Source organism: Arthrobacter sp. FW306-05-C (assembly GCF_021801725.1).
Taxonomy (GTDB): domain Bacteria; phylum Actinomycetota; class Actinomycetes; order Actinomycetales; family Micrococcaceae; genus Arthrobacter.
In genome coordinates this window covers 156,776-182,646 of record NZ_CP084556.1, presented here as the reverse complement: position 1 = coordinate 182,646, position 25,871 = coordinate 156,776, and the positions used below count along the sequence as shown (strand labels likewise).

Annotated in this window: 23 protein-coding genes; 12 read left to right on the top strand and 11 right to left on the bottom strand. The window is 66.8% G+C overall.

Annotation, left to right across the window (positions count from 1 at the left end):
* Positions 1–57: 57 nt before the first annotated feature.
* Genes LFT44_RS00890 through LFT44_RS00880 form a run of 3 tightly spaced genes read right to left on the bottom strand, consistent with a single transcriptional unit; the run spans position 58 to position 4,220 of the window.
* Positions 58–1,575 (bottom strand): acetyl-CoA carboxylase carboxyltransferase subunit alpha/beta, encoded by a 1,518-nt coding sequence (locus LFT44_RS00890; RefSeq protein WP_236800547.1) that lies wholly within the window; start codon positions 1,573–1,575, stop codon positions 58–60.
* A 1-nt stretch (position 1,576) separates the two neighbouring features.
* Positions 1,577–2,800, bottom strand: coding sequence for a CaiB/BaiF CoA transferase family protein (locus LFT44_RS00885; protein WP_236800546.1), 1,224 nt, complete (start codon positions 2,798–2,800; stop codon positions 1,577–1,579).
* Between the two features lie 49 nt (positions 2,801–2,849).
* Positions 2,850–4,220 carry an SLC13 family permease gene (locus LFT44_RS00880; RefSeq protein ID WP_236800545.1) on the bottom strand — a complete coding sequence of 457 codons (1,371 nt, stop codon included), beginning with the start codon at positions 4,218–4,220 and terminating at the stop codon, positions 2,850–2,852.
* A gap of 134 nt (positions 4,221–4,354) precedes the next feature.
* Here LFT44_RS00880 and LFT44_RS00875 point away from each other — a divergent pair, with 134 nt between their 5' ends.
* A complete protein-coding gene (locus LFT44_RS00875; protein ID WP_236800544.1) occupies positions 4,355–5,053 on the top strand; it encodes a FadR/GntR family transcriptional regulator in 699 nt (232 codons plus the stop codon).
* Positions 5,054–5,088: 35 nt separating this feature from the next.
* On the opposite strand, the gene LFT44_RS00870 is transcribed toward LFT44_RS00875, so the two are convergent.
* Positions 5,089–5,565, bottom strand: coding sequence for a DUF4190 domain-containing protein (locus tag LFT44_RS00870; protein ID WP_236800543.1), 477 nt, complete (start codon positions 5,563–5,565; stop codon positions 5,089–5,091).
* A gap of 34 nt (positions 5,566–5,599) precedes the next feature.
* A complete protein-coding gene (locus LFT44_RS00865; protein ID WP_236800542.1) occupies positions 5,600–6,172 on the bottom strand; it encodes a LysE/ArgO family amino acid transporter in 573 nt (190 codons plus the stop codon).
* 94 nt (positions 6,173–6,266) lie between these two features.
* Here LFT44_RS00865 and LFT44_RS00860 point away from each other — a divergent pair, with 94 nt between their 5' ends.
* Positions 6,267–7,193 (top strand): LysR family transcriptional regulator ArgP, encoded by a 927-nt coding sequence (locus tag LFT44_RS00860; protein ID WP_236800541.1) that lies wholly within the window; start codon positions 6,267–6,269, stop codon positions 7,191–7,193.
* Here the strand turns inward: LFT44_RS00860 and LFT44_RS00855 are convergent.
* On the bottom strand, positions 7,153–8,001 hold the full coding sequence (locus tag LFT44_RS00855; protein ID WP_236800540.1) for a nuclease-related domain-containing protein: 849 nt from the start codon (positions 7,999–8,001) through the stop codon (positions 7,153–7,155). The two genes, LFT44_RS00860 and LFT44_RS00855, sit on opposite strands and share 41 nt — an antisense overlap.
* Positions 8,002–8,356: 355 nt before the next feature.
* Here LFT44_RS00855 and pgm point away from each other — a divergent pair, with 355 nt between their 5' ends.
* On the top strand, positions 8,357–10,021 hold the full coding sequence (gene pgm / locus LFT44_RS00850) for a phosphoglucomutase (alpha-D-glucose-1,6-bisphosphate-dependent) (RefSeq protein ID WP_236800539.1): 1,665 nt from the start codon (positions 8,357–8,359) through the stop codon (positions 10,019–10,021).
* Here pgm and LFT44_RS00845 read toward each other — a convergent pair.
* Together LFT44_RS00845 and LFT44_RS00840 are read right to left on the bottom strand one after the other, a co-directional pair.
* The gene (locus LFT44_RS00845) at positions 10,018–10,560 is read right to left on the bottom strand and encodes a 2'-5' RNA ligase family protein (RefSeq protein ID WP_236802978.1); all 543 of its coding nucleotides are present in this window, start codon (positions 10,558–10,560) and stop codon (positions 10,018–10,020) included. The genes pgm and LFT44_RS00845 overlap by 4 nt on opposite strands.
* Before the next feature lie 173 nt (positions 10,561–10,733).
* Entirely contained in the window at positions 10,734–11,339 is a 606-nt protein-coding gene (locus tag LFT44_RS00840; protein ID WP_236800538.1) for a malonic semialdehyde reductase, read from the bottom strand.
* Between the two features lie 200 nt (positions 11,340–11,539).
* Here LFT44_RS00840 and LFT44_RS00835 point away from each other — a divergent pair, with 200 nt between their 5' ends.
* Positions 11,540–12,892, top strand: a complete 1,353-nt coding sequence (locus LFT44_RS00835; RefSeq protein WP_236800537.1) for a uracil-xanthine permease family protein — start codon at positions 11,540–11,542, stop codon at positions 12,890–12,892.
* A gap of 36 nt (positions 12,893–12,928) precedes the next feature.
* Here the strand turns inward: LFT44_RS00835 and LFT44_RS00830 are convergent, their stop codons facing one another.
* Together LFT44_RS00830 and LFT44_RS00825 are read right to left on the bottom strand one after the other, a co-directional pair.
* Positions 12,929–13,837, bottom strand: coding sequence for an SGNH/GDSL hydrolase family protein (locus LFT44_RS00830; protein ID WP_236800536.1), 909 nt, complete (start codon positions 13,835–13,837; stop codon positions 12,929–12,931).
* Positions 13,834–14,718 (bottom strand): GAF domain-containing protein, encoded by an 885-nt coding sequence (locus LFT44_RS00825; protein WP_236800535.1) that lies wholly within the window; start codon positions 14,716–14,718, stop codon positions 13,834–13,836. The genes LFT44_RS00830 and LFT44_RS00825 overlap by 4 nt, the downstream gene beginning before the upstream one ends.
* Before the next feature lie 278 nt (positions 14,719–14,996).
* Between LFT44_RS00825 and treS the strand changes: the two genes are divergently transcribed.
* Entirely contained in the window at positions 14,997–17,273 is a 2,277-nt protein-coding gene (gene treS / locus LFT44_RS00820) for a maltose alpha-D-glucosyltransferase (RefSeq protein WP_236800534.1), read from the top strand.
* Between the two features lie 30 nt (positions 17,274–17,303).
* On the opposite strand, the gene LFT44_RS00815 is transcribed toward treS, so the two are convergent.
* On the bottom strand, positions 17,304–18,521 hold the full coding sequence (locus LFT44_RS00815) for an ROK family transcriptional regulator (RefSeq protein ID WP_236800533.1): 1,218 nt from the start codon (positions 18,519–18,521) through the stop codon (positions 17,304–17,306).
* Positions 18,522–18,713: 192 nt separating this feature from the next.
* Between LFT44_RS00815 and LFT44_RS00810 the strand changes: the two genes are divergently transcribed.
* The 7 genes from LFT44_RS00810 (at position 18,714) to LFT44_RS00780 (ending at position 25,856) form a co-directional block, all read left to right on the top strand.
* The gene (locus LFT44_RS00810) at positions 18,714–19,811 is read left to right on the top strand and encodes a Gfo/Idh/MocA family protein (protein WP_236800532.1); all 1,098 of its coding nucleotides are present in this window, start codon (positions 18,714–18,716) and stop codon (positions 19,809–19,811) included.
* The gene (locus tag LFT44_RS00805; protein ID WP_236800531.1) at positions 19,808–20,638 is read left to right on the top strand and encodes a hypothetical protein; all 831 of its coding nucleotides are present in this window, start codon (positions 19,808–19,810) and stop codon (positions 20,636–20,638) included. Before LFT44_RS00810 ends, LFT44_RS00805 begins: the two co-directional genes overlap by 4 nt.
* Positions 20,639–20,758: 120 nt before the next feature.
* Positions 20,759–22,087 carry an ABC transporter substrate-binding protein gene (locus LFT44_RS00800; protein ID WP_236800530.1) on the top strand — a complete coding sequence of 443 codons (1,329 nt, stop codon included), beginning with the start codon at positions 20,759–20,761 and terminating at the stop codon, positions 22,085–22,087.
* Between the two features lie 12 nt (positions 22,088–22,099).
* Complete coding sequence (locus LFT44_RS00795) at positions 22,100–23,062, top strand: carbohydrate ABC transporter permease (protein WP_236800529.1); 963 nt, start codon at positions 22,100–22,102, stop codon at positions 23,060–23,062.
* A complete protein-coding gene (locus LFT44_RS00790) occupies positions 23,062–23,952 on the top strand; it encodes a carbohydrate ABC transporter permease (RefSeq protein ID WP_236800528.1) in 891 nt (296 codons plus the stop codon). The genes LFT44_RS00795 and LFT44_RS00790 overlap by 1 nt, the downstream gene beginning before the upstream one ends.
* A 42-nt stretch (positions 23,953–23,994) precedes the next feature.
* The gene (locus LFT44_RS00785; protein WP_236800527.1) at positions 23,995–24,741 is read left to right on the top strand and encodes a sugar phosphate isomerase/epimerase family protein; all 747 of its coding nucleotides are present in this window, start codon (positions 23,995–23,997) and stop codon (positions 24,739–24,741) included.
* Positions 24,738–25,856, top strand: coding sequence for a Gfo/Idh/MocA family protein (locus tag LFT44_RS00780; protein ID WP_236800526.1), 1,119 nt, complete (start codon positions 24,738–24,740; stop codon positions 25,854–25,856). The genes LFT44_RS00785 and LFT44_RS00780 overlap by 4 nt, the downstream gene beginning before the upstream one ends.
* Positions 25,857–25,871: the final 15 nt, after the last annotated feature.

Below are 25,871 nucleotides of genomic sequence, written 5' to 3'. Positions count from 1 at the left end.
CAGGCGGCCAGAGCGTGGGGCACCGGGAAACCCCGCGCCCCTCGGCGGAACCGAGCGTCAGCGGGAGCCCAGGCTGGCGAACTTGCGGGCCCGGGCGGCCACCAGCTCAGGCACGGGAACACCGGCCACGGAAGCCAGCTCGTACTCAATGGCCCTGGCCATCCGGCTGCAGAACTCGCGTGGTTCCACAGAAGCATCGCCGCGCTCATCCACGATGTGGTCCACCAGGCCGTTGGCATACAGTGCCGTGACGTTCACACCCTGTGCCTGCGCCATGTCCGGGGCGAACGCGGTGGTCCGGTGCACGATGGCACTGGCACCCTCCGGGGGCAGCGGCGAAAGCCAGCTGTGCTGCGCCGCGATGGTCCGGTCGGCCGGGAGCAGCGCAAGGGCGCCGCCCCCTGCGCCCTGGCCCAGCAGCACGGAGACCGACGGCGATTCCAGCCCGATCAGTTCGTGCAGCGAGCGCGCAATCTCACCCGCAAGCCCGCCTTCCTCCGCCTCCTGCGACAGGGCTGCGCCCGCGGTGTCGATGACCGTGAGCAGGGGGAGGCGCAACTCCTCCGCCAGCTTCATCCCCCGGCGCGCTTCCCGCAGCGAACCTGGCCCCATGCCGACCGCGTCCTTCCGCAGCGGACGCGCATGCCCCAGCACGATGCATGGCTGGCTGCCAAAGCGCGCCAGGGCCAACAGCAGCCCCGGGTCCTTCTCGCCCTGCCCGGTCCCGTTCAGGGGCAGCGCGTCGGTGGCACCGAACTTCAACAACTGGCGGAGGTCGGGCCGCCGCTGCCGCCGCGAGATCTCGATGGACGTCCAGGCATCAACGGTCGAGGGGCGGACGTTGAGGGTCTCGGGCGGAGCGGGAACCCCTGCAGCGGCACCCTCCTTCATGGCCAGGATGTCCAGCGCCCGGCCCACCAGGTCGGCCAGGTCGCCAGGTTCCACGACGCCGTCGATCAAACCCTTCTGGAAGAGGTTCTCCGCCACCTGTACGTTCTCAGGGAACGGTTCGCCGTACAGCGCCTCGTACACCCGCGGGCCCAGGAATCCCAGCAGCGCGCCGGGCTCGGCCACGTTGATGTGCCCCAGCGATCCCCAGGATGCCATGACGCCGCCGGTGGTGGGGTGTCGCAGATAGACAAGGTACGGAAGCCCGGCCTGGCGGTGCGCCCGGACGGCACCGGTGATCTTGACCATCGACAGGAACGCAAGCGTCCCTTCCTGCATCCGCGTCCCCCCGGACGCGGGGCCGGCCAGCAGCGGCAGGCCCTCCGCAGTGGCACGTTCGACGGCGGCAACGATCCTTTGCGCCGCCGCGTGGCCTATCGACCCGGCCAGGAAGGAGAATTCGCTGACGATCAGCGCCACCCGGCGGCCCCGGATGAAACCGGCACCGGTGATGACCGACTCGTCCGCGCCGCTGCGTTCGCGGGCCCTGGCCAGGTCGCGGGCGTACTCAGAGGACAGGGCCGGCTGTTCCGGCTCCGTATCCCATGAGATGAATGAACCCGGGTCCACCACCGCATCCAGCAGTTCGGTCGCTTTCAAGTGCCGCACCTTCTCCGCCGTCGCCATGCTATTCGGCCCCGGGAGCCGTGCCGTTGCCGGCCGCAGAAGCGAAGCCCAGCCACTCCCGGATCGCCGGCCCGTCCTCGTTGAGCAGCGGCGGGGCATCATGGTGCTTCCCGGTGGTTTCGGCGGCGTCGCCGGGGGCGAAGAACCGCAGCGGCGGGCCGGGCAGGCTGACTTTGCCGAGCAGGGGATGCTCCACATCCACCACCAGGCCCTGGGACGCCACCTGCTCCCAGGCGTACACCTCGTCCAGTGAGCGGACCTTCCCGGCCGGGATCCCGGCGTCGTTCAGTTTTTGCAGCAACTCCTCCGCGCCGAACGCCGCAAAGGCCCGTTCGACGGCGGCAATCACCTCTGCGCGGTTCCGCACCCTTTCGGCATTGCTGGCAAAGCCCGGGGCGGCCGGGTCCAGGCCAAAGGCCGCAGCGAACGACTGCCACAGCTTCTCGCTGCCGACGCTGATCTGCACGCTGCCGTCCTTGCACTTGAACAGGCCGTAGGGGGCGATGGACGGGTGATGGTTGCCCTGGGCCTGCGGAACTTCGCCGGCGACGGTGGTCCTGGTGCCCTGGAAGGCATGGACCCCGATCAGCGATGCCAGCAGCGACGTGCGCACCACCTTGCCCTGGCCTGTTCGGTTCCGCTCCACCAGGGCGGCCAGCACGCCGGCAACCCCGTTCATCCCGGAGAGCAGGTCGGCAATGGGAACCCCCACCCGCTGGGGATCGTCCGGGCCCGACCCGGTGAGGGACATCAGGCCGGCTTCACCCTGCAGGATCTGGTCATAGCCGCTGCGCTGGGATTCGGGCCCGTCATGGCCAAAGCCGGTGATGGACAGGATCACCAGGCGCGGGTTGATCTCGTGCATGGCGCCGGTTGAGAAGCCCAACCGGTCCATGACGCCCGGCCGGAAGTTCTCGATCACCACGTCTGCCCGTTCCAGCAGGCCGCGGAGCACCGCCTTGCCGTCGTCGCTTTTCAGGTCAAGGGTGATGGATTCCTTGTTGCGGTTGCAGGACATGAAGTAGGTGGATTGCAGGTCGTCCTCCGGGCCCACGAAGGGCGGGCCCCAGCCCCGGGTGTCATCCCCCGTGCCCGGGTTTTCCACCTTGATGACACGGGCGCCGAGGTCCGCCAGCATCATGCCGGCGTGCGGTCCGGCCAGTGCCCGGCTGAGGTCGACGACGGTGTGCCCGGCCAGGGGGCCTTGGCGGTTCTCGGTGCTCATGTTCTGGTTTCCTCTCTAAAAAACAGGCTGGGTTGGGGTGCGGTGGCCGTTAGAGCCAGCCGGGGACCACCAATGCCAGCCACGCCAGGACGGGTCCGGCCACGATGACGATCCCGCTGTAGCCGAGGATCCGCTTGTAGAACTGGTCCTTGTCCACGCCCTCGGGGGCGTTGGCGAGCACCAGGGCGCCGTTGGTGGAGAACGGCGAGACGTCCACGATGGTGGCGGAGACGGCGAGCGCGCAGATAACGCCCACGGCGCCGATTTCGCCGGTGGAAAGGAACGGGACGGCCAACGGGATGAGGGCCGCAAGGATGGCAGTGGAGGACGCAAAGGCGGACACCACGGCGCCGATGAAGCAAATGATGAGGGCTGCAAGGAGCGGCATTCCCATGTCGGCCACGCCGCTGGACACGAACTTGATGGTGCCGGCTTCCTCCAGCACTCCAACGAACGTCAGCATGCCGCAGATCAGCAGCACTGTGGACCAGCTGATCTTGTTGATGGCGCCCTTCTGCGCTGCGGGTGACACCAGGGCCAGCACGATGGCGATGGTGATGGACACAAAGCCGACGTCCATCTTGAAACCGAGGGCCACGACGGCCAGCACAATCAGGCCGGCAATGGTGACCAGCTGCGGGATTCGGTCCTTGCGCTCCTTGGTGGCAGCGATACCGTCTCCGGCGGGGTCCCGGGGGCCGTACATGCCGGAGCCGAAGCCCTTGAACGGGACGTCGCCGCCGGCGGCCTTGGCACCGACGCTGACGGACATCCGGGCCTCGGCCGCCTGCTCCACAAAGTGGCCCACCCTGGAGGACAGGAGGTTCTTGCCGCCCAGGACCACGAAGAGCACCATTGCGATGACCAGGTTGAAAATGAGGCTCGAGAGGAACAGTGCGGTGGGGCTGAAGGCGAGATCGGTCTTGGCAAGGATGCCGTTGACGGTAACGCCGTAGACCGCGATGGGTGAGAAGCCCCCGGCCTGGGCGCCGTGGATCACCATCATGCCCATCAGCAGCGGGCTGATCTTGTACTTGCCGGCAAAGCTCAGGGCAATCGGGGCAATGATGGCGACGGCGGCGGGAGACAGTGCGCCCACGGCGGTAATGACGGCGGTGATGGCGAACATGACCCAGGGGATGAGGGCCACGCGGCTGCCTACCAGCTTGACCGCGCCGCGGACCAGCAGGTCGATGGTGCCGTTGTTCTGCGCGATGGCGAACAGGTACGTGACGCCGACGATGGTCAGGAAGAGGCCACCGGGGAAGTTGGCCAGGATCTCGTTGGTGGACATGCCCAGCACCAGGGCGCCGAGCAGGAACGCGCCGACGAAGGCAAGCGCCCCCATATTCAGGGGCAGGACGGTGGCGAGCAGGAACATCGCCGCCAGGATGATGATCGATAAGACAGGAGCGGACATCGTTGGTTCTCCATTGGGGGTGCGAGGAGTGTGACGTGAGTTACTGGCTCACTGGACTAGCCTCTTAGACACTGAGTCTATCTGTCAATAGACGAAGCAGGTATCCTGATCCGGTACGTCCGAGGGAGGGCTTTGTGGAGAAGACAGCACGGCTGGGCCTGGAGCGGGTCTCGCGCCCGCGGCTTTACGAGCAGCTGGTGGAGCAGATCCTTGCGTACATTGAGTCCGCCCAGCTGAAGCCCGGCGACCTCCTCCCGGCGGAACGGGACCTCGCGGAGCGGCTTGGGGTTTCCCGCGCCACGCTGGCCCAGGCCCTGGTGGCCCTGGAAGTACTGGGCGTGATCGATGTGCAGCATGGCACCGGCGCCGTCCTGGCCCGGCGGCCCAGCGTCGCCTCGGTGGTCAAGGGCCTGCGCGAGCACCAGAGCCGGCTGCCGGAAATCGTGGAAGCCCGCAGCACCCTGGAAGTCAAGCTTGCCGCCCTCGCGGCGGAACGCCGGACCGACGCAGACCTGGCCGCCATCGACAACGCCCTGGACGTCATGTCGAAGGAAATCGACGACGGCGACCGCGGCGCCCAGGGCGACGAACTGTTCCACCAAGCCGTCACCGCCGCAGCCCACTCCTCGGTGCTCGCGCAGCTGATGGCCTTCATCGCCGAGATGATCCTGGAAACCCGGATGGAGTCGCTGGGCCAGCCCGGACGCCCCGAGCAATCCCTCGCCTCGCACCGCAAGATCACCGACGCAATCCGCGCGCAAGACGCGGATGCCGCCGCGAAGGCCATGCTGGCGCATATCGAGCTGGTCTCGGACGTGGAACTGCTCCGCTAGGTCAGCCAAGGGCGTAGGCCCGCGGGAACCTGCTGCTAGAAGGTGCCGGTGTTCGACCCTGTGGTGGCGGCGACGGCCAGGCCAATGATGAACAGCAGCCAGATGGCGCCGTAGCCCAGCAGGCAGAGGTAGCCCAGCACCAGGCCGGTGATGGACATTCCCTTGCCCGAGGGTTCGCGGCGCAGGGCCAGGTGGCCGGTGATGATGGCGGCGAACTGGGGCAGCAGCAGCCAGCCCATGATCACCGACGCGATGCCGCAGACCATGCTGGCGATGCTCAGGGTCTTCGGTTCCACCGCCCTGCCGTAGTACGGCTGGCCGAAGTACTGGGGCTGGCCGTACTGGGCGTTGTTGTACTGTCCTTGGCCGTACTGCCCCGGGTTGTACTGGGACTGGCCGTACTGCGGCTGCCCGTAGGAGGGCCCCTGGTTCTGCGGCGGCGGCTGGTAGCCGGGCCAGGGCGAAGAACCGCTGCGCTGGTAGTCAGGTCCCTGGGATGGCTGGTTGCTCATGATTTCTCCCCTATGAATCTGGCTACAGCCTACTTCAGTGCAGCGCCAGCCGGATGGCCAGGATTACCATCAGCACGCCGATGGCTCCGTCGATCCACCGCCAGGTGCGGGGACTGCTGAGCACGCCTGCCAGCGCCCTGGCCCCGTACCCCAGGCCAAAGAACCACAGCACGCTCCCGGTGACCGCGCCTGCGGCAAAGATCCAGCGCAGGTCGGGGCCCTGCTGGTTGGCCAGGCTGCCCAGCAGCACCACGGTGTCCAGGTAGACATGGGGGTTGAGGAAGGTCAGGGCGGCGGTGGTGGCAATCACCGAATTCTTCGACCGGGGCGCCTGCCCTGCCAGGGCCGAGGGCTTCATCGCAGCCATGAAGGAGCGCAACGCGAACCACAGCAGGTAGGCGGCCCCGGCCCAGCGCAGGACTTCCAGCGCCCCCGGGAAGTGGGTGACAATCGCACCGATCCCCGCCGTCCCGCCGACAATCAGCACGGCATCCCCCGCCATGCACACGGCCACCACCGCACCGATGTGCTCCCTGCGGATGCCTTGGCGCAGCACGAAGGCGTTCTGCGCGCCGATGGCCACGATCAGTGCGAGGCCTGTCAGCATTCCGGTTATTCCTGCGGTCCACATAAGGACGACGGTAGGATCCAGGCGAAGTTCAGGCAAATAAAGGATCTTGGGGAATCATTAGGATGTCTTTATGAACCTGGAACACCTGAAAGCCCTCGTGGCGGTTGTCGACGAGGGAACGTTCGAGGCAGCCGCGGACCTGCTTCGAATCACCCCTTCCGCGGTGAGCCAGCGGATCAAGGCCCTGGAAGCCTCGGTGGGCCAGGTCCTGGTACGCCGCCGACTGCCCTGCACCGCCACCGACGCCGGTGCGCTGCTGCTGCGGATGGCCCGCCAGGTGCAGGTACTGGAGGCGGAGACGGCGGCAGCGCTTGGTTCAGGAATGAACGCGCGGGCCCACCTGCCGGTGGCCATCAATGCGGATTCACTGGCCACCTGGTTTGTCCCCGTCCTGCATCAGGCCGCGCAATGGGAGGACACCACCCTCGATCTCCACGTGGAGGACCAGGGCTTCAGCAGCCAGTTGCTCCGCGAGGGGGACGTCATGGGGGCTGTGACCTCGGATCCTGTTCCCGTGAGCGGCTGCCGGGTGGACCTGCTGGGCTCCATGCGGTACATCCCGGTGGCTGCCCCGGGGCTGCGGCGCCGCTTTTCCGCATCCGGGCGCTTGGATTGGGCCGCAATGCCGGTCCTGAAATTCAACACGAAAGACACCCTGCAGCAGCAGCTGCTCGCCGCAAAAAACGTGTTGCAGCTTCCGCCCACGCACCTGGTGCCTTCCTCCCAGGGATTCCTCGCCGCGGTCACAGCCGGGCTGGGCTGGGGCATGATCCCGGAACTCCAGCTCACCGATGAGCTGGCCGACGGCGTCCTGGTCCGGTTGGATGACACCGCCTACCAGGATGTGGCGCTTTACTGGCAGGCCTGGACGCTCGATTCGGAACGGCTCAACCGGGTCACCGCCGCAGTGCGCAGCGCCGCCAAAGACCAGCTGCGGCCGGGTGAATCGGGGGAAGCTACCGGCCCAAGTAGGGCAGGATATAGACGGCAAAAATGACGAAGGCCGCCAGGAGGGCGAGCTTTCCTCCACTGGTAACGCCCTGCTGCTGCGCTTTGCCGTTCCGGCCGTGGCGGATTGGTCGCCCCGGCGTTCCCGCCTGGTGGCCCGGGACTGCCTGCCGGTCTCCCGTGGACTTTCTTGCCGGCGTTCCTTTTGCCGCTCCCTTCGCAGGCAGGGCACGGCCGGCGGGGTGCCTCGACACACTTCGGGTCCGGTCCGCGTCCTCGTCTGAACTGGACTTTCGCTGCGGGCCGGCCGAGGGGCCGGCGGGGGGAAGTGCTCCAGCCGGCCGCACCACGGTTCCCGGGCGCACGTTCCGAAGGGCAGTGATGCCGGGCTCCTGCTCATGGGTGAGCTGTTGGCCGAGTTGGGCGTACAGCCCTACAACTGCCTGCTGGTCGAGCACTGCCGGGAGCGCCTCGATGGCCGCCACCACCCGCTGGAAACCGGCCACGGCAACGTCCGAGTCGGTCACCCCGAACAGGTCCGGCTGTGCGGCCATGCAGATGAGCGGACGCACCAGCCTGCGGTGCGGCGGAGACAGCACGGAAGCCACGGCAGCGCACTGGGCCAGCGCACCTTCCACCGCCTGGGTCCGGGCATAGCGGCCCTGCCACAGCACACCCGATGCCACCCGGACTTCACCGGTCCAGTTCTTGGAATCGACCACCACTACCCCGCCGGGACCCACAAGGACGTGGTCAAGGCTGGCCTTGGGGCGGCCCGGCCAGTGGACATCGTGCAGCACGTACCAGCCGCGCGGGACCAACTCGCTGAGCTTGTCGGCCACCACCCGCTCCCCCACGGCCGCGGCATCCCACGACTTTGTGGCGCACTCGGCCTGGTCGAGCCGGCGCTTCAGGCGGGCAACTCGCTCGGCCGCCAGCCTGGACTGCTCCGCTGCCCCGTCTCCTGCCCCATTGGACGTCCCCGTTTCCTTGCCGATGGGATGACGCCGGCGGCCCGCCGTCGTCCGTTCCTTCCGGTTTTCTTCCTGGAATTTTTTCGAAATTAGCAGGACGGGAAAGCGCGGGTATATAGGTACTTTCCGGGCCGTGTACTCAGATGGACTACTTGGGTGTGGGCGTCATGGCGTGTCACAGGGTCCGGATTTTGGGCGGGTCGTTTTGACTCCTGCCAGGTTCTGGCATGCTGGAGCCATGGCTAGCCGCGCGGGCACAGTTGCCCAACCCCAGGACCTTGTTGACATCACTGCGCTCCTTGACGCGTATTACGACATCGCACCGGACCTTGGTGATCCCGGGCAGCGCGTGGTGTTCGGAACATCCGGGCACCGGGGGTCCAGCCTCAAGGCCTCCTTCAACGAGCAGCACATCGTGGCCATCACCCAGGCGATTGTCGAATACCGGGCAGCGCAGGGCGTCACCGGCCCGCTGTTCCTGGCCAAGGACACGCACGCGCTGAGCGAGCCGGCACAGAACTCGGCCCTGGAGGTGCTGGCAGCCAATGGAGTCCAGGTCATGGTCGACGCCCGCCACGGCTACACCCCCACCCCGGCGCTGAGCCACGCCATCCTCACGTACAACCGCCAGGCGGCCCAGGGTGCACCGCAGGCTGACGGCATCGTGGTCACGCCCAGCCACAACCCACCGGCCGACGGCGGCTTCAAGTACAACCCTCCGCACGGCGGCCCCGCTGACTCGGACGCCACCGGCTGGATTGCCAACCGCGCCAACGAACTGCTGGAAAACGGACTGCGCGGCGTGAAGCGGATCCCGCTGGCGGAAGCCCAGTCCGCGGACACCACCGGAAAGTTCGACTTCCTGAGCAGCTATGTGGACGACCTTCCGTCCGTCCTGAACCTGGACGCCATCCGCAACGCGGGCGTCCGGATCGGCGCGGACCCCATGGGCGGCGCCTCCGTTGACTACTGGGGCGAGATCGCCGAGCGCCACCACCTGGACCTCACCGTGGTGAACCCCACGGTGGACCCGCAGTGGGCCTTCATGACACTCGACTGGGACGAGAAGATCCGCATGGACTGCTCGTCGCCGTCCGCCATGGCCTCGCTGATCCAGCGCATGTCCGACGCCGCAGCTTCCGGGCAGCCGGCCTTCGACGTGGCCACCGGCAACGACGCCGACGCCGACCGGCATGGCATCGTAACCCCCGACGGCGGCCTGATGAACCCCAACCACTACCTGGCCGTGGCCATCGACTACCTCTACCGCAACCGCAGCGGCTGGAACCCGGCCTCGGTGGTGGGCAAGACCCTGGTGTCCTCCTCGATCATCGACCGCGTGGCCGAGAGCCTGGGCCGGAAGCTTGTTGAAGTTCCGGTGGGCTTCAAGTGGTTTGTCCCCGGCCTGCTGTCCGGCGAAGGCGCATTCGGCGGCGAGGAATCCGCCGGTGCCTCCTTCAACAAGCTGGACGGCAGTGTGTGGACCACGGACAAGGATGGCATCCTGCTGGCCCTGCTGGCCTCCGAGATCACCGCCGTGACCGGCCAGTCCCCGTCCCAGCTCTACAAGGGCCTGACGGACCAGTTCGGCGCCCCGGTCTACGCACGGATCGACGCGGCCGCCACTCGCGAGCAGAAGGCGAAGCTGGGCAAGCTTTCCGCTGCGGATGTCACCGCTACCGAACTTGCCGGGGAGACCATTACGGCCAAGCTCACCGAGGCCCCTGGCAACGGCGCGCCCATCGGCGGCCTGAAGGTGGTCACCGAGAACGCCTGGTTCGCTGCCCGCCCGTCCGGCACCGAGGACGTCTACAAGATCTACGCCGAGTCCTTCAAGGGCGAGGAGCACCTGAAGCAGGTGCAGGCCGAGGCCAAGGCACTGGTGGACAGCGTTATCGCCTAGCTTCCACCTTCGAGGCGCCAGAGGCGGAGGATCCGCCTGATGGTGTGGTCGCCTTCGGGGGCCATGTCCACCAGGGCAATACGGTCAAGCACGACGGCGTCACCCGGGTGGAGTCGCTTGGCCTCAGTTTCTGCGGTGGCCGGGCTGGTGCTGGTTTGGTTCGTGACCGCCTGGTGGGAGACGTGCGGGCGGTAGCCGGTCAGGGTGTGGTGCGGGGTGAGGATCCTGCCGCCGGCATCCGTCACCACCTGCACCAGCCGCTCGTGCAGTTCCTGCAGGGCTGGGTGCGGTTGCACGAGGTTGACGGGGACGGAGCCGTTGCGGCCAAAAGCGGCGTCCTTCCCCACTGTCAGTCCGGCACCGAGCGCCGCGGCGGCGGCAGCGTGGGCCAGCCCGGCGATGCGTTCGGCGATGTCGGCACTGTCCTGGCTGCCGGCGTCGAACCTCACCAGGGTGATGTGCAGCGGCCAGTCAGTCCGCGGGAAAACCTGGCCCTCAGCCACGGGCTCGACGAAGGCCACAAAGATCAGGTTCCGCATCGCCATACCCCAGTCTCCCACCCGCCCCTTCGACGCCCGCTCACTTTTGGCAACGGATATTCCAACGCCCGCTCACATGTGACGGTAAAACAACGAACGCCCGCTCACCATCGTGAGCGGGCGTTCCCTAAAAGACCGTCAAAAGTGAGCGGGCGATTGTTGGGGGGCAGACCTTAGACGGTGCGGACGGCCTCGTCGTAGGAGAACTTCGGCTTTGCCTCGCCCCAGGCCTCTTCACCGGGCTGGCCGATGTTGACCACCAGGAAGCTCTTCTGGTCGCCGGCCGGGAAGAAGGCGGCGTCGATCGCGTCGAAGTCGGCGCCCGTCATGGGGCCGGCGGCGAAGCCGAGGGAGCGGACGGCCAGGATGAAGTAGCCGGCCTGCAGGTGCGCGTTGTTGTTGCCGGTGGCGGCAGCCAGGTCAGGATCGGCGTCGTACATGGCCTTGGGGGCGTTGTATCCGGGGAGGAAGTTGTCCCATTTGCCGGCCCAGTCGGTGTCATAGCTGAGGATGGCCACCAGCGGTGCGGAGGCCGTCTTCGCCTGGTTGCCGCGGGACAGGGCGTCCACAAGCGTGGCGCGGGCCTCGGGCGAGCGGACGTAGGTGACCCGCATCGGCTGGGAGTTGAAGGCGGTGGGGCCGAACTTGGTGAGCTCGTAGATGGCCTGTGCCTGCTCCTCGGTCACCTCACCGGTAAAGGAGTTGGCGGTGCGGGCCTGGGCGAAGATGGCGTCCACGGCTGCCGAGTCGATAACCGCTTCGTCATGGGCAATGGTCATTGGCTTACCTTTCGCTGTGCCGCCCGCCTGCCGGGGTGGCCTCTGTTGCTTTCCATAGTTGCAACTTCAAGTGCTTTCCTCCTCTTCCCGTGACGCCGGGTGACCTTGGACACAGCAGGGCTGCGCGAAAAACTTGGCGGTATTCTTGAGCGAGTTGATCTTCGCCCCCTCGCGGCACCCCCTGAAAGGCATCCCTTCCCATGAGCATGCTCGGAATCAAATGGAAGCTGCACGGCACCGGCAAAAACATCAAGCCCGGCCAGGTGGTGGCCCCGGACGAGCGGTTGGCGTGGCCGCTGACCATTGGCGTGGGCATGCAGCACGTGGTGGCCATGTTCGGCGCCACCTTCCTGGTTCCCATCATCACCGGGATGCCGCCAGCCACCACGCTGTTCTTCTCCGGCATCGGCACGCTGCTGTTCCTGGTGATCACCAAGGGCCGGGTGCCCAGCTACTTGGGTTCAAGCTTTGCGTTCATCGCGCCCATCACCGCGTCCCAGGCGCAGTTCGGCATCCCCGGAGCGCTTGGCGGCGTGGTGCTGGCCGGCACCACCCTGGCCCTGGTGGGCGCAGTAGTGCAGAAATTCGGCGCCGGGTGGATCAACCGACTGATGCCGCCCATCGTCACCGGTGCCATCGTGGCGCTGATCGGCCTGAACCTGGCTCCCGCCGCCAAGCAGAACTTCGACGCTGCCCCCATCACCGCCTTGGTCACGCTGGTCACCATCATCCTGGTCAGCGTCCTGTTCCGCGGGATCCTGGGCCGGCTCAGCATCCTGGTGGGCGTGGTGGTGGGCTACGTCGTGGCCATGCTCCGCGGTGAGGTGAAGTACGACAAGATGGACGCCGCTGCCTGGGTGGGCCTGCCGCACTTCCAGACCCCCGAGTTCCACATCGGTGTCCTGGGTTTGTTCGTCCCGGTGGTCCTGGTGCTGGTGGCGGAGAACATCGGCCACGTAAAGTCGGTTGCGGCCATGACGGGACAGAACCTCGACGGCGTCTCCGGACGCGCGCTGATGGCTGACGGTGCCGCCACCATGCTGGCAGGCTTCGGCGGCGGCTCCGGCACCACCACCTACGCGGAAAACATCGGCGTCATGGCGGCCACCAAGGTGTATTCGACGGCGGCCTACTGGGTGGCGGGCATGTTCGCCGTCCTGCTCAGCTTTTCGCCGAAGTTCGGCGAACTGATTGCCACCGTCCCGGCAGGCGTGCTGGGCGGCGCGGCCACCATGCTGTACGGCATGATCGGCGTCCTGGGCGTGAAGATCTGGGTGCAGAACAAGGTCAACTTCTCCAACCCCGTCAACCTGACCACCGCGGCCGTGGCCCTGATCATCGGCATCGCCGACTACACGTGGACCATCGGCGACCTGAAGTTCACCGGCATCGCCCTGGGCTCCGCTGCCGCGCTGGTGATCTACCACGGCATGAAGGCGGTGGCGAAGGCACGGGGAACGGTGGCCGAACCCGAAACCGAGCAGGGAGTGCTGCCTCCCGCGGCCAAGGCCGCGATGAAGGCCGCCGCGAAACGCGCACCGAAGAAGCGCTAAGCCACCCTGCCCGTCCGCACGCCAGTCGGGTAGCAGCTAGGCCGCATGTCCTTCCGGTGCCGGGCCGCCCGCCATCCCGGCGTGCAGGCCCGCGACCGGGTGGCCCGGCGGGAACGGACCTGGACGGCCAAGGCCGAACATCGGAACCGGCAGCGGCCGCTTCGCCGCCAAAGAGCCGTCGGACTGGTGCGGGCGCAGCCGCTTCAGCACCCACGGCACGAAATACTGCCGCGCCCACACCAGGTCCTCGGCCCGGGCCTGCGTCCACCCGTGGGCCGGAAGCGGCCGCGGCTGGAGCGGCTTGAGCGCGTGCGCCACGCCCAGGGCGTTGAGGGTGGCCACGGCAACAGAGTGATGGCCCAGCGGGGACAGGTGCAGCCGGTCCGGGTCCCACATCAGCGCGTGCTGGAGCTCGGGCAGGCACCACAGATCAACCATGATGGCGTGGTGCCTGGCCCCGATCCGGTGCAGGTGCTCGTTGTAGATGGCCACGCGGCCACGGATCTTGCCAAAGACCGGCGTATTCCCCCAGTCGGGCCCGGCGTACAGCAGCACGGTGGCACCCGTAGCGGTCACGACCCCCACGGCCTCGTCGATTTTTTCCGCCAGCTTGTCCGGATCCCCGTGGCGGAACACGATGTCGTTGCCACCGCCGGACATGGCTACCAGGTCGGGTTTGAGTGCCAGGGCCGGTGCCAGTTGCCCGTCCAGGATCTGTTTCAGCAGCATGCCGCGGATGGCCAGGTTGGCATAGGCGAAATCAGGCTGGCCGGCGGCCAGTTCCTCTGCCACCCGGTCTGCCCAGCCCCGCAGGCCGCCCAGGCTCTGCGGTTCGGGGTCGCCAATTCCTTCGGTGTAGGAGTCCCCCAGTGCGACGAACCGGTGCCAGGGGTGCTTGGCCGGTCCTCCCGCAATGGAGCGCAGCTCCTGCTTCGCGATGGTCATGCCGTCCTCCCTTCTGCAGCGGGCGGGGGTTCCTTCCCCGCCGCAGCGTCCTTGCGGGGCGACGACCCGGTTGGAAAGTCACGCCCCGCCGCCGACGGCCGCGGGAGCTCCGACACGCCGTCGTACGTTTCCTGCCGCAGCCCGGAAGGCTGCCCGGCCCCACGGTCCATGCCGCTGGGGGCTACCACATTCAGTGCCGCGTCCCGGAGGTCCAGTTCGTGGTGCAGCGCCTGCGTCTGCAGGAACCGAAGCGCCCCCTCACGGGTGAGCCCGTATTCGTTCATGAGGCTGCGCACCGCAAGGTCCACCAGGACCAGGGAGCTTTGGACGACGGCGAGACCCGCCGTCGTTTCCGCACGCTCAGCCACCCGGACCACAACACGCAGGGCCCGCGCCACCTGCCGCGCGTAGCTTTGGCTGTGCACCAGGTCATCACTGGTGAAGGTGTGCGGTGACGGTGAGTAAAGGTTGATGGCGGCGCTGGTGGCACCCTCGGTGAGGATGGGGACGGAGAGCAGGGACTGCACGCCGTGGACGGCGGCAGCACTGGAATACCCAGGCCAGCGGCGATCCCGGCTCAGATCTGACAGCAGGACGAATTCCCCAGTGCGCACGGCTTCCATCACCGGTCCATCGGCGAAGGAACATTGCTCACGGTCCGCTTCGCGCGCCTGCTCGGTACTGGCCGCGAGGGTGCGGGCCTTGCCCAGGCGAAAGAGGGTGGCCGCCCAGCTGATGCTGCGGCGCTCACTTTTGATACCCGTCATGAAGTCGCGGGTCACTTCCCAGAGGTAGTCTTCAACGTCCTTGCTGTCGAAAACGGGCTCCGTGGTAACTGGAAGCGGTCCCCAGCCAACCTGCCCCGTGGGATCAGCGGCCATGCTCCAGCCCTGCTATCAGCGCTTCGGCCCACTGCAAAACCTCTGATTCAAGAATACGACCCCATTGCACCCCGGTGGGGAATAGCGGGGAAACAAGGGGGATTCGCCCCGGTTACCGATGAGCGGCGCGCCGGTGTCCCCTTCCGCCGGCCCCCTGCGCAGTAGCATCGGGAGAGGGAACGCCGAATACTCCCTGCTCGCTTGGGTACCTGTCCTTGAGCAAGGGGTCGTGGAGCATCCATGCCAGCACGGAAACGAGCAATGGAAAGAGGAGCTTTATGCAGGAGCCGGGCACCAGCGAGCACACTTCAGAAGCGGATACAGCCGCAGGCAACGGGGAAGTGGAAGCGGGCGCTGCGGAGCAGGCAGCGGAACTGGACGTCAACTTCGACGAGCAGTTCTTTGCCGCCCGGCCGAAGGCACTGCGGCCCATCGCCCGCCGGCGCCAGTTCGTCGGCAGCAGGCCATCCTTCGAATTCGACGGGCGCAACGCCGCCTATGTGGAGTGGCTGCGCAACCAGGCCATGCTCGGGGACGCGAACACCTTGGCCCGGCAGCTGTCAGGCCAGGCCAGCATGTGGCAAAACTCGTACGCGCACCCAAACCCGCGTGCCGCTGTCGAACGCGCCTCCGTGTGGTTCACCGCCTACCCGCTGTCCTTCATCACCCCCACCGGCCAGTCGTTCCTCTCGGCACTGGGGGACCCGCAGATGTGGAAGGCCTTCCGCGAAATCGGAATCCGCGGCATCCACACCGGACCCGTGAAACTTGCCGGCGGCATCAGTGGCTGGTCCCACACGCCCAGCGTGGACGGGCACTTCGACCGCATCAGCATGGCCATCGACCCGGTCTTCGGCACCGAGGACGAGTTCCGCAGGATGTGCGAGGTGGCTGCTGAGCACGAGGGCACCATCATCGACGACATCGTCCCCGGCCATACCGGCAAGGGAGCCGACTTCCGGCTCGCCGAAATGAACTTCCGGGACTACCCCGGGATTTACCACATGATCGATATCCCGGAAGAGGACTGGAACCTGCTCCCGGACGTCCCCGAAGGTGCCGATTCGGTCAACCTCAGCCCCGACGCCGAGCAGGCGCTGCAGAAGGCCGGCTACATCATCGGCCGGCTGCAGCGGGTCATCTTCTACGAGCCCGGGGTAAAGGAAACCAACTGGAGCGTCACCCGGCCCATCGTGGACACCACCGGCCAAACCCGCCGCTGGGTCTACCTGCACTACTTCAAGGCCGGGCAGCCCTCCATCAACTGGCTGGACCCCACGTTCGCCGGAATGCGGCTCGTGGTCGGCGATGCCCTGCACTCGCTCGTGGACCTTGGCACCGGAGCGCTGCGCCTTGACGCCAACGGCTTCCTGGGCGTGGAAAAGAGCGCAGAGGAACAGCCCGGCTGGTCCGAAGGCCACCCGCTCTCCGAGGCCGCCAACCAACTCATCGGATCCATGATCCGCAAGGTGGGCGGGTTCTCCTTCCAGGAACTGAACCTGACCATCGACGACATCAAGGCAACCTCGGAGTCCGGCCCGGACCTGTCCTACGACTTCATCACCCGGCCGGCGTACCACTATGCCCTGGTCACCGCGGACACCGAGTTCCTGCGGCTGACCCTCCGACTGTCCCTGGAAATCGGCGTCGACCAGGCCTCGCTGGTGCATGCCCTGCAGAACCATGACGAGCTCACCTACGAACTCCTGCACTTCGCGGCCGGGCACCGGGACGAGATGTTTGAGCTCAACGGCGAAGAACTTACCGGCGCACAGCTGGCCGAGCAGGTCCAGCAGACCCTGCGGGACCGGCTCACCGGCGAAAACGCGCCCTACAACGCCGTGTTCACCACCAACGGCATTGCCTGCACGTCGGTCAGTTTCATCATGGCCGCCCTGGGAATCCAGGACCCGGACGCCGCCACCCCGGAGCAGGAAGCCCAGATCCGGGACGTCCACCTGCTCCTGGCCATGTACAACGCCCTGCAGCCCGGCGTCTTCGCGCTTTCCGGCTGGGACCTCACCGGCATCCAGGCGCTGGACCGCAGCAGGGTCCGGGAACTCACGTCCCAGGGCGATACCCGCTGGATCAACCGCGGTGCCCACGACCTCATGGGAACCAGCCCGGACGCAACCACGTCATCGGCCGGGATGCCGCGGGCCCGCAGCCTCTACGGGCCACTACCAGAACAGTTGAAGGACCCGGACTCGTTCGCGCGCAGGCTGCAGCGGATCCTTGCGGTCCGCGAGGACAACGGGATCGCCACCGGCACCCTGCTGGACGTGCCGGACGTCTCCAACCGCAGCGCACTGGTGCTGGTGAACCGGCTGACGGACGGCAGGCTGCAGGTCACGGCGCTCAACTTCTCCGGGCAGGACATCGCCGGCAGCATCCAGTCCAACGAGCTGCCATCCGGCGCCAACGTCACGGACCTCTTCAGCGGCGAGACAGTGGGCCAGGTGGACGACCTGCACAGCTTCTTCCTGGAACTGCCCGCCTATGGCGGCACTGCACTGCTGTTGACCGAGGCACCTGAGCCGGAGGCCGAGGCCTAACGCCGGGGGTGGCGCCGGAAAACCCCGGCGCTACCCGACTGCTGCGGCCGTCAGCGTCGCTTCGATAATGGCCGGCGAGAGGACGTACTGGGTGACCAGCTGGCTGGCCCCAAGCACGCCCGCATGGGCGCCGGCCCGCGAAACGTTAATGCGCAGGTGCGAGGTGGCCAGCGGCGGAGAGCGCCGGTACACCACCTCGCGGATTCCGGCCACCAAGTGCTCCCCCGTCTCGCCGACACTGCCGCCCACCACGATGACGGACGGGTTGAGCAGGTTGACCACAGTTGCCAGCACCTCGCCGATGTCCCGTCCGGCCTGCCGCAGGGCCTGGATGGCCTGCAGGTTGCCGTCGGCGGCGAGCCGGAGCACGTCGGCGCCTATTGCCACGTCAAGTCCCTGCTCCTTCAAGGAGCGCGCGACGGCGGGACCTGACGCGAGTGCCTCCAGGCACCCAAAGTTTCCACAGGCACACAGGACATCCGCGCCCCGTGCCACCTGGACGTGCCCCAGGTCGCCCGCCGTGCCGTTGGCGCCGCGCTGCAGTTCCCCGTTGCTGATGATTCCGGAGCCAATGCCGGTGGCCACCTTCACGAAGAAGAAGTTGCTGTGCTCGGGCCAGTGCGCGGACTGCTCCCCCAGCGCCATGATGTTCACGTCGTTGTCCACCAGCACGTGGACCGGCAGGGACCGCTGGACGTAGCTGACCACGTCGAACCCGTCCCACCCCGGCATGATGGGCGGCTTCACCGGCTTGCCGGTGTCGTGTTCCACCGGGCCGGGCAGCCCGATACCGATGCCGGCGAGTTCCCCCACGCTGCGTCCCACGGACGCCAGCAGCTCCTTGCCCTGCGCCACTACCCGGTCCAGCACCACCTCCGGCCCGTCGGCCACCTGCTGGGCCAGCCGGTGTTCGGCGAGGATGGTTCCGCCAAGGTCGGTGACCGCCACGATGACATGCGTGGCGCCCACGTCCACCGCCAGGACCAGGCGGGCGGAAGGGTTGAAGGCAAAGCGCGACGGCGGCCTGCCGCCACTGGAGAGCGCCTCCCCTGCCGGACCCACCAGGCCGGACAGCATCAAGGCGTCGATCCTGGAAGCGACGGTGGAACGGGCCAGCCCCGTGGTCAGGGCCAGCTCCGCACGGGTACGGGCCCTGCCGTCCCGGAGCAGCTGGAAGAGGTCGCCCGCGCGCGACAGGCTGCCGACGTCAGCGTCTTTCGCGGCCTGTTTCCCCGTGGCTTGAGTCATGTCTAAGTCATAACACTCTTACTTACTACTGTCATCACGGCAGAAGAATGACGCGCAACAAACAACTTTTGCTTGACGCGTGTCAAAAGTAGTCCTAGGTTGTGACTCACGGCACATTTGCGAATCCGATGCCTGGCATCGGCCGCAGTGATGGCCCAGCATCCCGGAGTCCGCTTACAAAGAGGTAGGAACTTGTCCCAGCACGCAGCGCCCGCAGGCCGCCCCCTCGGCGTCGGCATCCTCGGCGCCGGACCGGTCACCCAAGCCATCCACCTCCCGGCCCTGGCCCGCCTCCAGGACATCCTGGAAGTGCGGCACATCATGGATGTGGACGCTGCCGTCGCTTCCTCCGTGGCCGCCCGTGTCGGCGCCGTGGCCGGTACCAGCATGGAGGCCCTGCTGGCGGACCCCGGCGTAGACATCGTGGCGATCTGCAGCCCGCACCAGTTCCACGCAGACCAGGTCATCGCCGCCTGCAGGGCCGGCAAGAAGGCAGTCCTCTGCGAAAAGCCCTTCGCCATGAATGCTGAAGAAGCAGCCCGCATCTCGGCCGTCAGCACCGAAACCGGCGTTCCGATCGTCGTCGGCGCCATGCACACGTTCGATCCCGGCTGGCTGGCGGCTGAACAGAACTGGGGTGACCTCCCGGAGCAGGTCCACACCATCCGCTCTTCGATCGTGTTGCCGCCCAATGCGCGGTTCGAGGATTTCGCAACGGAAATCATTACCCGGCCCACCGCAGGCAACCCTGACTACTCGGACATCGAGGTCATCAAGGGCGCACTGCAGGGCGGAATCATGGGCCTGGCCATCCACGACCTGCCCCTGGTCCGCCGGTTCACGCCCGACTTCGCCGACGTAGAGGTCCTCCACGCGTTCCACGTCCGCCCGTTCGGCTACGCAGTCTCGCTCCGCACTCCCACCCGCGTTATCGAACTGCGGGCCGTCATGAACAGCACCTGGAAGCCGGAATGGACCTTCGAGGCCATCGGGGATGATGCCGCCCTGCACATCGACTTCACGCCGTCCTATATCCAGGCCGGCTCCGCCGTCGCCACCATCTCCCGTGGCAAAGGGACCGAAACCACCGGCTTTGGCCCGTACGGCCACAACGGCTACGAGGGCGAATGGCGTGAACTCGCCGGGCTCGCCACGGGAACCCGCCGGGCCCCCTCCGCCCAAACCCTGATCGACGACCTCACGTTCGCCCTGGCCATCGCCGAAGCAACGGTGGCAAGCGCCGCGGCAGCACACGCCGGCGCCGCAGAAAAAGCAGGAGTTTCGGCATGAGCGGCCAGTACACAGTTTCAGCGGGCACCGGGGCCCGGGAAGCCGGCGCTGTCACCCAAACCATGGCTTCACTGCCTGAAACCTTCGGTCCCGCCCAGGACAGCCGGCAGGGCACCGCGGATGTGCTGGTGATCGCGGGCGAGCCCGGTTGGACCGCCGAGGCCGCCAATGCCGTCGCGGCGGGCGCCCGCGGGATCGTGGTGGCCAACCCTGCTCCCGAAGACACCACGCAACTGGCCGCAGCGGCAGGCGCCGCAGGAACCGCCGTCGTCCTTGACCTCCGCTGGGCCTCCAATCCGGCCCTGGTGGGTGATCCCACGGAACCCGACGCCCGTGATGCGGTGCGCAGCGCCGCCGGTACCGCCTCACTGCTGGACAGTGTGGCGACGGCGGCTCCCGGCACGGATCCGCAGCGGCTCCTGGTCGACCATCTCGCCGCATTGCTGGCCGTTTGCGGGCCGCTCGACGGCGTGCGGGTCCTGCACAGCGGCGCCACCGGGTACGCGGTGCGCGGCAGGCTGGCCAATGGAGCCCCGTTCACCGCCCAGGGCGTGCTGACCTCCGCCCGAATGGCCGGCGTCGATATCCGCCTCTACACCGCCGATGGCGGAGTCAGCGTCCAGGTTCCCGATCCGGACGCCGCCTGGCCGGCGAAAGTCCGGGTCACCGGGACCCAAGGCGAACTTTTGCTTCCCACGCTTTACGAATCCGCCCACCGGTCAGCGTGGCGGCGCCTGAAGGACCATCTTCGCGCCGGCACCAGCCCGGACGATCTGGCCGGGTTCGCCCAGCTGACCGACCTCTACGCAACCCTCGCTGCCACGTAACCAGCCCACCGATACGCAACCGAACAGCACAACCGAACAATCCAGTCCCACCTCCACTCTCAACGATGAGCAGGACCGCACCAACGGCGCTCAGCGCAAGCGGTCCCGAAAGGACACATCATGAACGCAACTTCCGAACAGCGCCGCTCCTTCTCCCGGCGCGGTTTCCTGGGCCTGACGGCTGCCGCTGCCGCAACACCCCTCCTCGCGGCCTGCGGCGGCGGTTCGGCGTCACAGGGCGGCGGCGGAGGCGGAGCCGGCGGGACCGTGAAGTTCTGGGACATGCCGTGGGCAACACCGGCCTACAACGACGCCGCCAAGGGCATCGCGGAAGGTTTCAACGGTGCCAACGGCGCCAAGGCGAGCTACCAGATCATCCAGTGGAACAACTTCTACCAGACCTTCTCCTCGGCGATCGCCTCCAAGACCGGCCCGGCTGTGTCCACGGGCGGCGGCTTCCAGGCGTTCCAGTTCGAGCAGCAGGGCCAGATCGCCTACGCGGACAAGGTTATCGAGAAGCTGAAGGCCAACGGCCAGTTCGACGATTTCCTGCCCGGCGTGCTGGACCCGTTCAAGTCGGACAAGGGCTACGTCGCCGTCCCGTGGCAGCTGGACATGCGCGTTTTCTGGTACCGCAAGTCCCTGTTCGAGAAGGCCAACGTGGCACTTCCCACGGACTGGCCCTCCCTCCTTGAAGCGGGCAAGGCCCTGAAGAAGGTGGGCGCGTTCGGCTTCACCACCGGCGCCGGCGCCGGCAACAACTACGCCAACCACTCCATGATCATGATGATGGTCAACAACGGCGGCGGTGTCTGGAACAAGGACGGCGAGCTGGACCTGATGAACGACCGCAACGTCGAGGCCATGGAGTTCGTCCTGGAACTTGTGTCCAACGGCATCATTGATCCCGCCGCAGTCAGCTACACCACGGACAACATGTCGGCGCAGTGGAAGGATGGAAAGGCAGGCTACGGCCTGTTCCAGGTGAACGTCCCGCAGCGCGTCGGCGACACCTCCGGCGACCTCCTGGTGGCAGACCCCATCACCGGACCACACGGCGACAAGGCCACCATCGTCTTCCCCAACAACATCATGATGTACACCAACACCCCCTCGCAGGAGGCCTCGGAGGAGTTCCTGGTGTACTACCTGGGCCAGCTCAAGCAGCTGTGGCAGAAGAAGCTGATGTCCGCCCTGCCGGTCTTCAAGTCGATCACCGAGCTTCCCGAGTTCGCCAACGACCCCAACAACGTCAAGATCGTCAAGGACTGGCAGCCCATCGCCAAGACCTTCGCTGCCCAGGGCAGCAAGCTGAACGCCAACCTTGCAGCACTCGACGGCGGGCAGGCACTGAACCAGTTCAGCCAGACCATCATCACCGGAAAGGCAGACGCCAAGACTGCCCTGCAGACCTTCCAGTCCGGCCTCGAATCGGTCCTGAAGAAGTAGGACGAACCGCCCATGTCCAGCACCACCACCCAGTCCGGCCTGTCCCGGGCCCGCCGCGGGATTGCCCCCGGCGGGTCCGGGGCCGTCCCCGGAAAACGCAAGAGCAAGCTTTCGGCGCAGGCCACCAGGACATTCTTCTGGCTCCTGCTCCCCTCCGTCGTCCTCCTTGTCCTGATCCACGGCTACCCGCTGATCTACGCCGCCGTCCAGGCAACGCACGACGGAAACCTGCTCCAGACCGGCAACTTCGTGGGCGGGCAGAACTTCGCCACCGTCCTGACCTCGCCGGCGTTCTGGAAGGCTGCCCAGTTCACGCTGTGGTTCACCATTGTGGGCGTTTTCGGCTCCTGGCTGGTGGGGCTGGGCCTGGCCCTGCTCCTGCGCACCAAGATCCCGGCCGGCGGCACGTTCAAAGTCCTGTTGCTCCTGCCCTGGGTAGTTCCCATCGTGGTCTCATCCACTGCCTGGAACTGGCTGGTGGCCACCCCGGACAGCCTGATCCCGTCGCTGTTCCGGAACCTGGGCATGGGCACCCCGCTCTTCCTGGCCGACCCCACCCTGGCCTCCATCACGGTGATGGTGTTCAAGGTCTGGGTCAGCTTTCCGTTCATGATGATGATGATCTCGGCTGCACTGGCGTCGGTGGACACCACTGTCTATGAAGCAGCGAGCATGGACGGCGCCAGCCGCTGGCAGCAGTTCACCCAGATCACCCTGCCGCTGATCGCCCGCTCCACGTACATCAGCTGGATCCTGATGACTATTTTCTGCGTCAACGACTTCCCCACCATCTACCTGCTCACCGGCGGCGGGCCGGTCAACGCCACCACGTCCCTGGTGGTCCTGGCCTACCGGACCGTGTTCCAGGACTTCGCCACCGGCCCCGGCGTCGCCATCGCCTTCCTCATGACCATGACCCTGGTGGTCATCTCGGTCATCCTGTACCGCCAGATCCGAAAGTCGAGCGTCGAATAATGAGCGCAGTCCTCCACGCCCATCCCGAATCCGGCCCGTCTCTTGGCATTGATGCCGGCAAGCGGCGCAGGGCCCTGTCGGAAGCCGGCCAGCGCGGCCGCTGGTGGCGGTTCGCGGCGATCCTGATCATCACCGGAATCGTCCTGGTGCCCATCATGGTCACGGTGCTCCTGGCCTTCACGCCGGGACCCAACAGCACTGCCACCGGCTTCACCTTCGAGAACCTCAGCAATGTCTTCTCCAAGACCCTGGCCGCTACCTGGCTCAAGAACAGCCTGGTCACCACCCTCTCCACCGTGGTGGTGTCCGTGGCCGTCGCCGCGCCCGCCGGCTACGTCCTCTCCCGCGGCCGCAGCAAGGCAGTCTCCGGCTACTCGCTGCTGCTGTTCGTGATGCAGTCGCTGCCCATCATCACCTCGGTGGTGCCGCTGTTCATCCTGTTCGCCGGCATGGGCCTGGTGGACAACCTCCTGGGCCTGACCATCATCTACGTCGGTTCCACCATGACCGTGGCCACCTGGATGATGGCGGCGTACTTCGATTCCATCCCCATCAGCCTGGAGGAAGCGTCCTGGATCGACGGATGCTCCGTCTTCGGGTCCTTCACCCGGGTGGTCCTGCGGAACTCACTGCCCGGCGTCCTGTCCACCGCGATCTTCGCCTTCCTCCTGGCCTGGAACGACTATCTGGTAGCCATCGTGTTCCTGCGCTCCAACGAAATCTTCACCCTCCCCATGGGTGTGCAGTCCTTCTTCCAGCAGAACGCAACGGACTGGACTTCGGTCATGGCCCTGGCAGTGGTCATGATGCTCCCGCCCGTGATCGTCTTCGCCACCTTGAACAAGTACTTCAGCGTCGGCGGCATCGGCGGCTCGCTCGCCGGACGCTGACACCCCAACTTCCCCTGAACAACCACTCCACAAAGGAAATTTATGTCCTACTCACTGCAGCTTTACACCCTCCGCAACGCCATTTCGGAGGACCTCCCGGGAACCATCAGGAAGGTGGCCGAAATCGGCTACACCCAGGTTGAGCCGTACAACTTCGTGGCCACCGCCAAGGAACTTGGCGCGGCCCTGAAGGAGAACGGACTCACTGCCCCGTCCGGCCACGCACCCCTCATGAGCCAGGACCAGGACGAGATTTTCTCGGCAGCCAAGGAGCTGGGCATCACCACCGTCATCGACCCGTTCCTGCCCGCCGAGCACTGGCAGAAAGCCGAAGACATCCAGGCCACGGCAGCGAAGCTTAACGCCGCCGCCAGGAAGGGCGCCGAATACGGCATCCGGGTGGGCTACCACAACCACGCCTGGGAGCTGGAGTCCACCATCGAGGGCCGCACCGCCCTGGAGTACTTCGAGTCCCTGCTGGATCCGGAACTGGTCCTGGAAGTGGACACCTACTGGGCAGCCGTCGGTGGCCAGGACCCTGTTGAGCTCCTCCAGCGGCTCGGCGACCGGGTGAAGTTCATCCATATCAAGGACGGCCCGCTGACCAAGGACAACAAGGCCCAGCAGCCGGCAGGGCAAGGCAAGGTCCCCGTCATGGACGTCATCGCAGCCGCGAAGTCCCTCGAGGTGGGCGTCGTGGAGTTCGACGACTACGCCGGCGACATCTTCGAGGGCATCACCCAAAGCCTGTCCTTCCTGGACGCCGCAGGCGAAGGAGTCAAGGCATGACCACCACAGCATCCCGCAAGGGACCCGTAGGCGTCGGCGTCATCGGCGCCGGCGTGATCAGCAAGCAGTACCTGGACAACCTCACGGCGTTCCCGGACCTGAAGGTCCACGTCATCGCCGACCTCTTCGAGGAAGCAGCCGAGGCCCGCGCCAAGGAGTACGGCATCGCCGAGTGGGGCGGGGTAGACAAGGCCCTGAACCACCCCGACGTCGAAATCATCGTCAACCTCACCATTCCCGCCGCGCATGTGGAGGTGGCCACCGCCGCCGTCAACGCCGGAAAGCACGTCTGGACCGAAAAACCGTTCTCCCTGGACCGCGAATCCGGGCTGGGACTGCTCAAGACCGCCGACGCCGCAGGTATCCGCCTGGGCTGTGCCCCGGACACCTTCCTGGGCGCGGGCCTGCAAACCGCACTGCGGCTGATCCGGCGGGGTGACATCGGAACCCCGCTGACGGCCATGACCACGTTCCAGACCCCCGGCCCGGAGTCCTGGCACCCCAACCCGGCGTTCCTCTTCCAGCACGGTGCCGGTCCCCTGTTCGACATGGGCCCCTACTACCTCACCACCCTGGTCCAGGCCTTTGGATCCATCCGCAAGGTGGCCGCCGTCGGGTCCAAGGCCAAGGACGTGCGCGTGATCGGCTCCGGGCCCAAGGCGGGCGAGGAGTTCACGGTCGAGGTGCCCACGCACGTTTCGGCGATGGCGCAGTTCGAGTCCGGTGCCTCCTCGCACAGTGTCTTCTCCTTCGAGTCTCCGCGCACCCGCATGGGCTTCGTGGAAATCACGGGCACCGAGGCCACCATTTCGCTGCCGGACCCCAACTACTTCACCGGTGACATCAAGCTCTGGCGCGCCGGTGACGAGGACTGGACCACCGTTCCTGCCACCGGGCCGGCCAACGGCCGTGGAATGGGCGTGCTGGACATGGCCCGTTCCCTCCGCGCCGGCGTCCCGCACCGCGCCACCGGCGAGTTGGCCTACCACGTCCTGGACACCATGGTCTCCATCTCGGAATCCATCGACTCCGGCACGTTCATCAACGTCGAAAGCTCGGCCCCGGCATCCCCCGCCCTCCCCGAGGACTGGGCACCGGAAACCGCAACGATCTAACCCGGCAAGACCAGT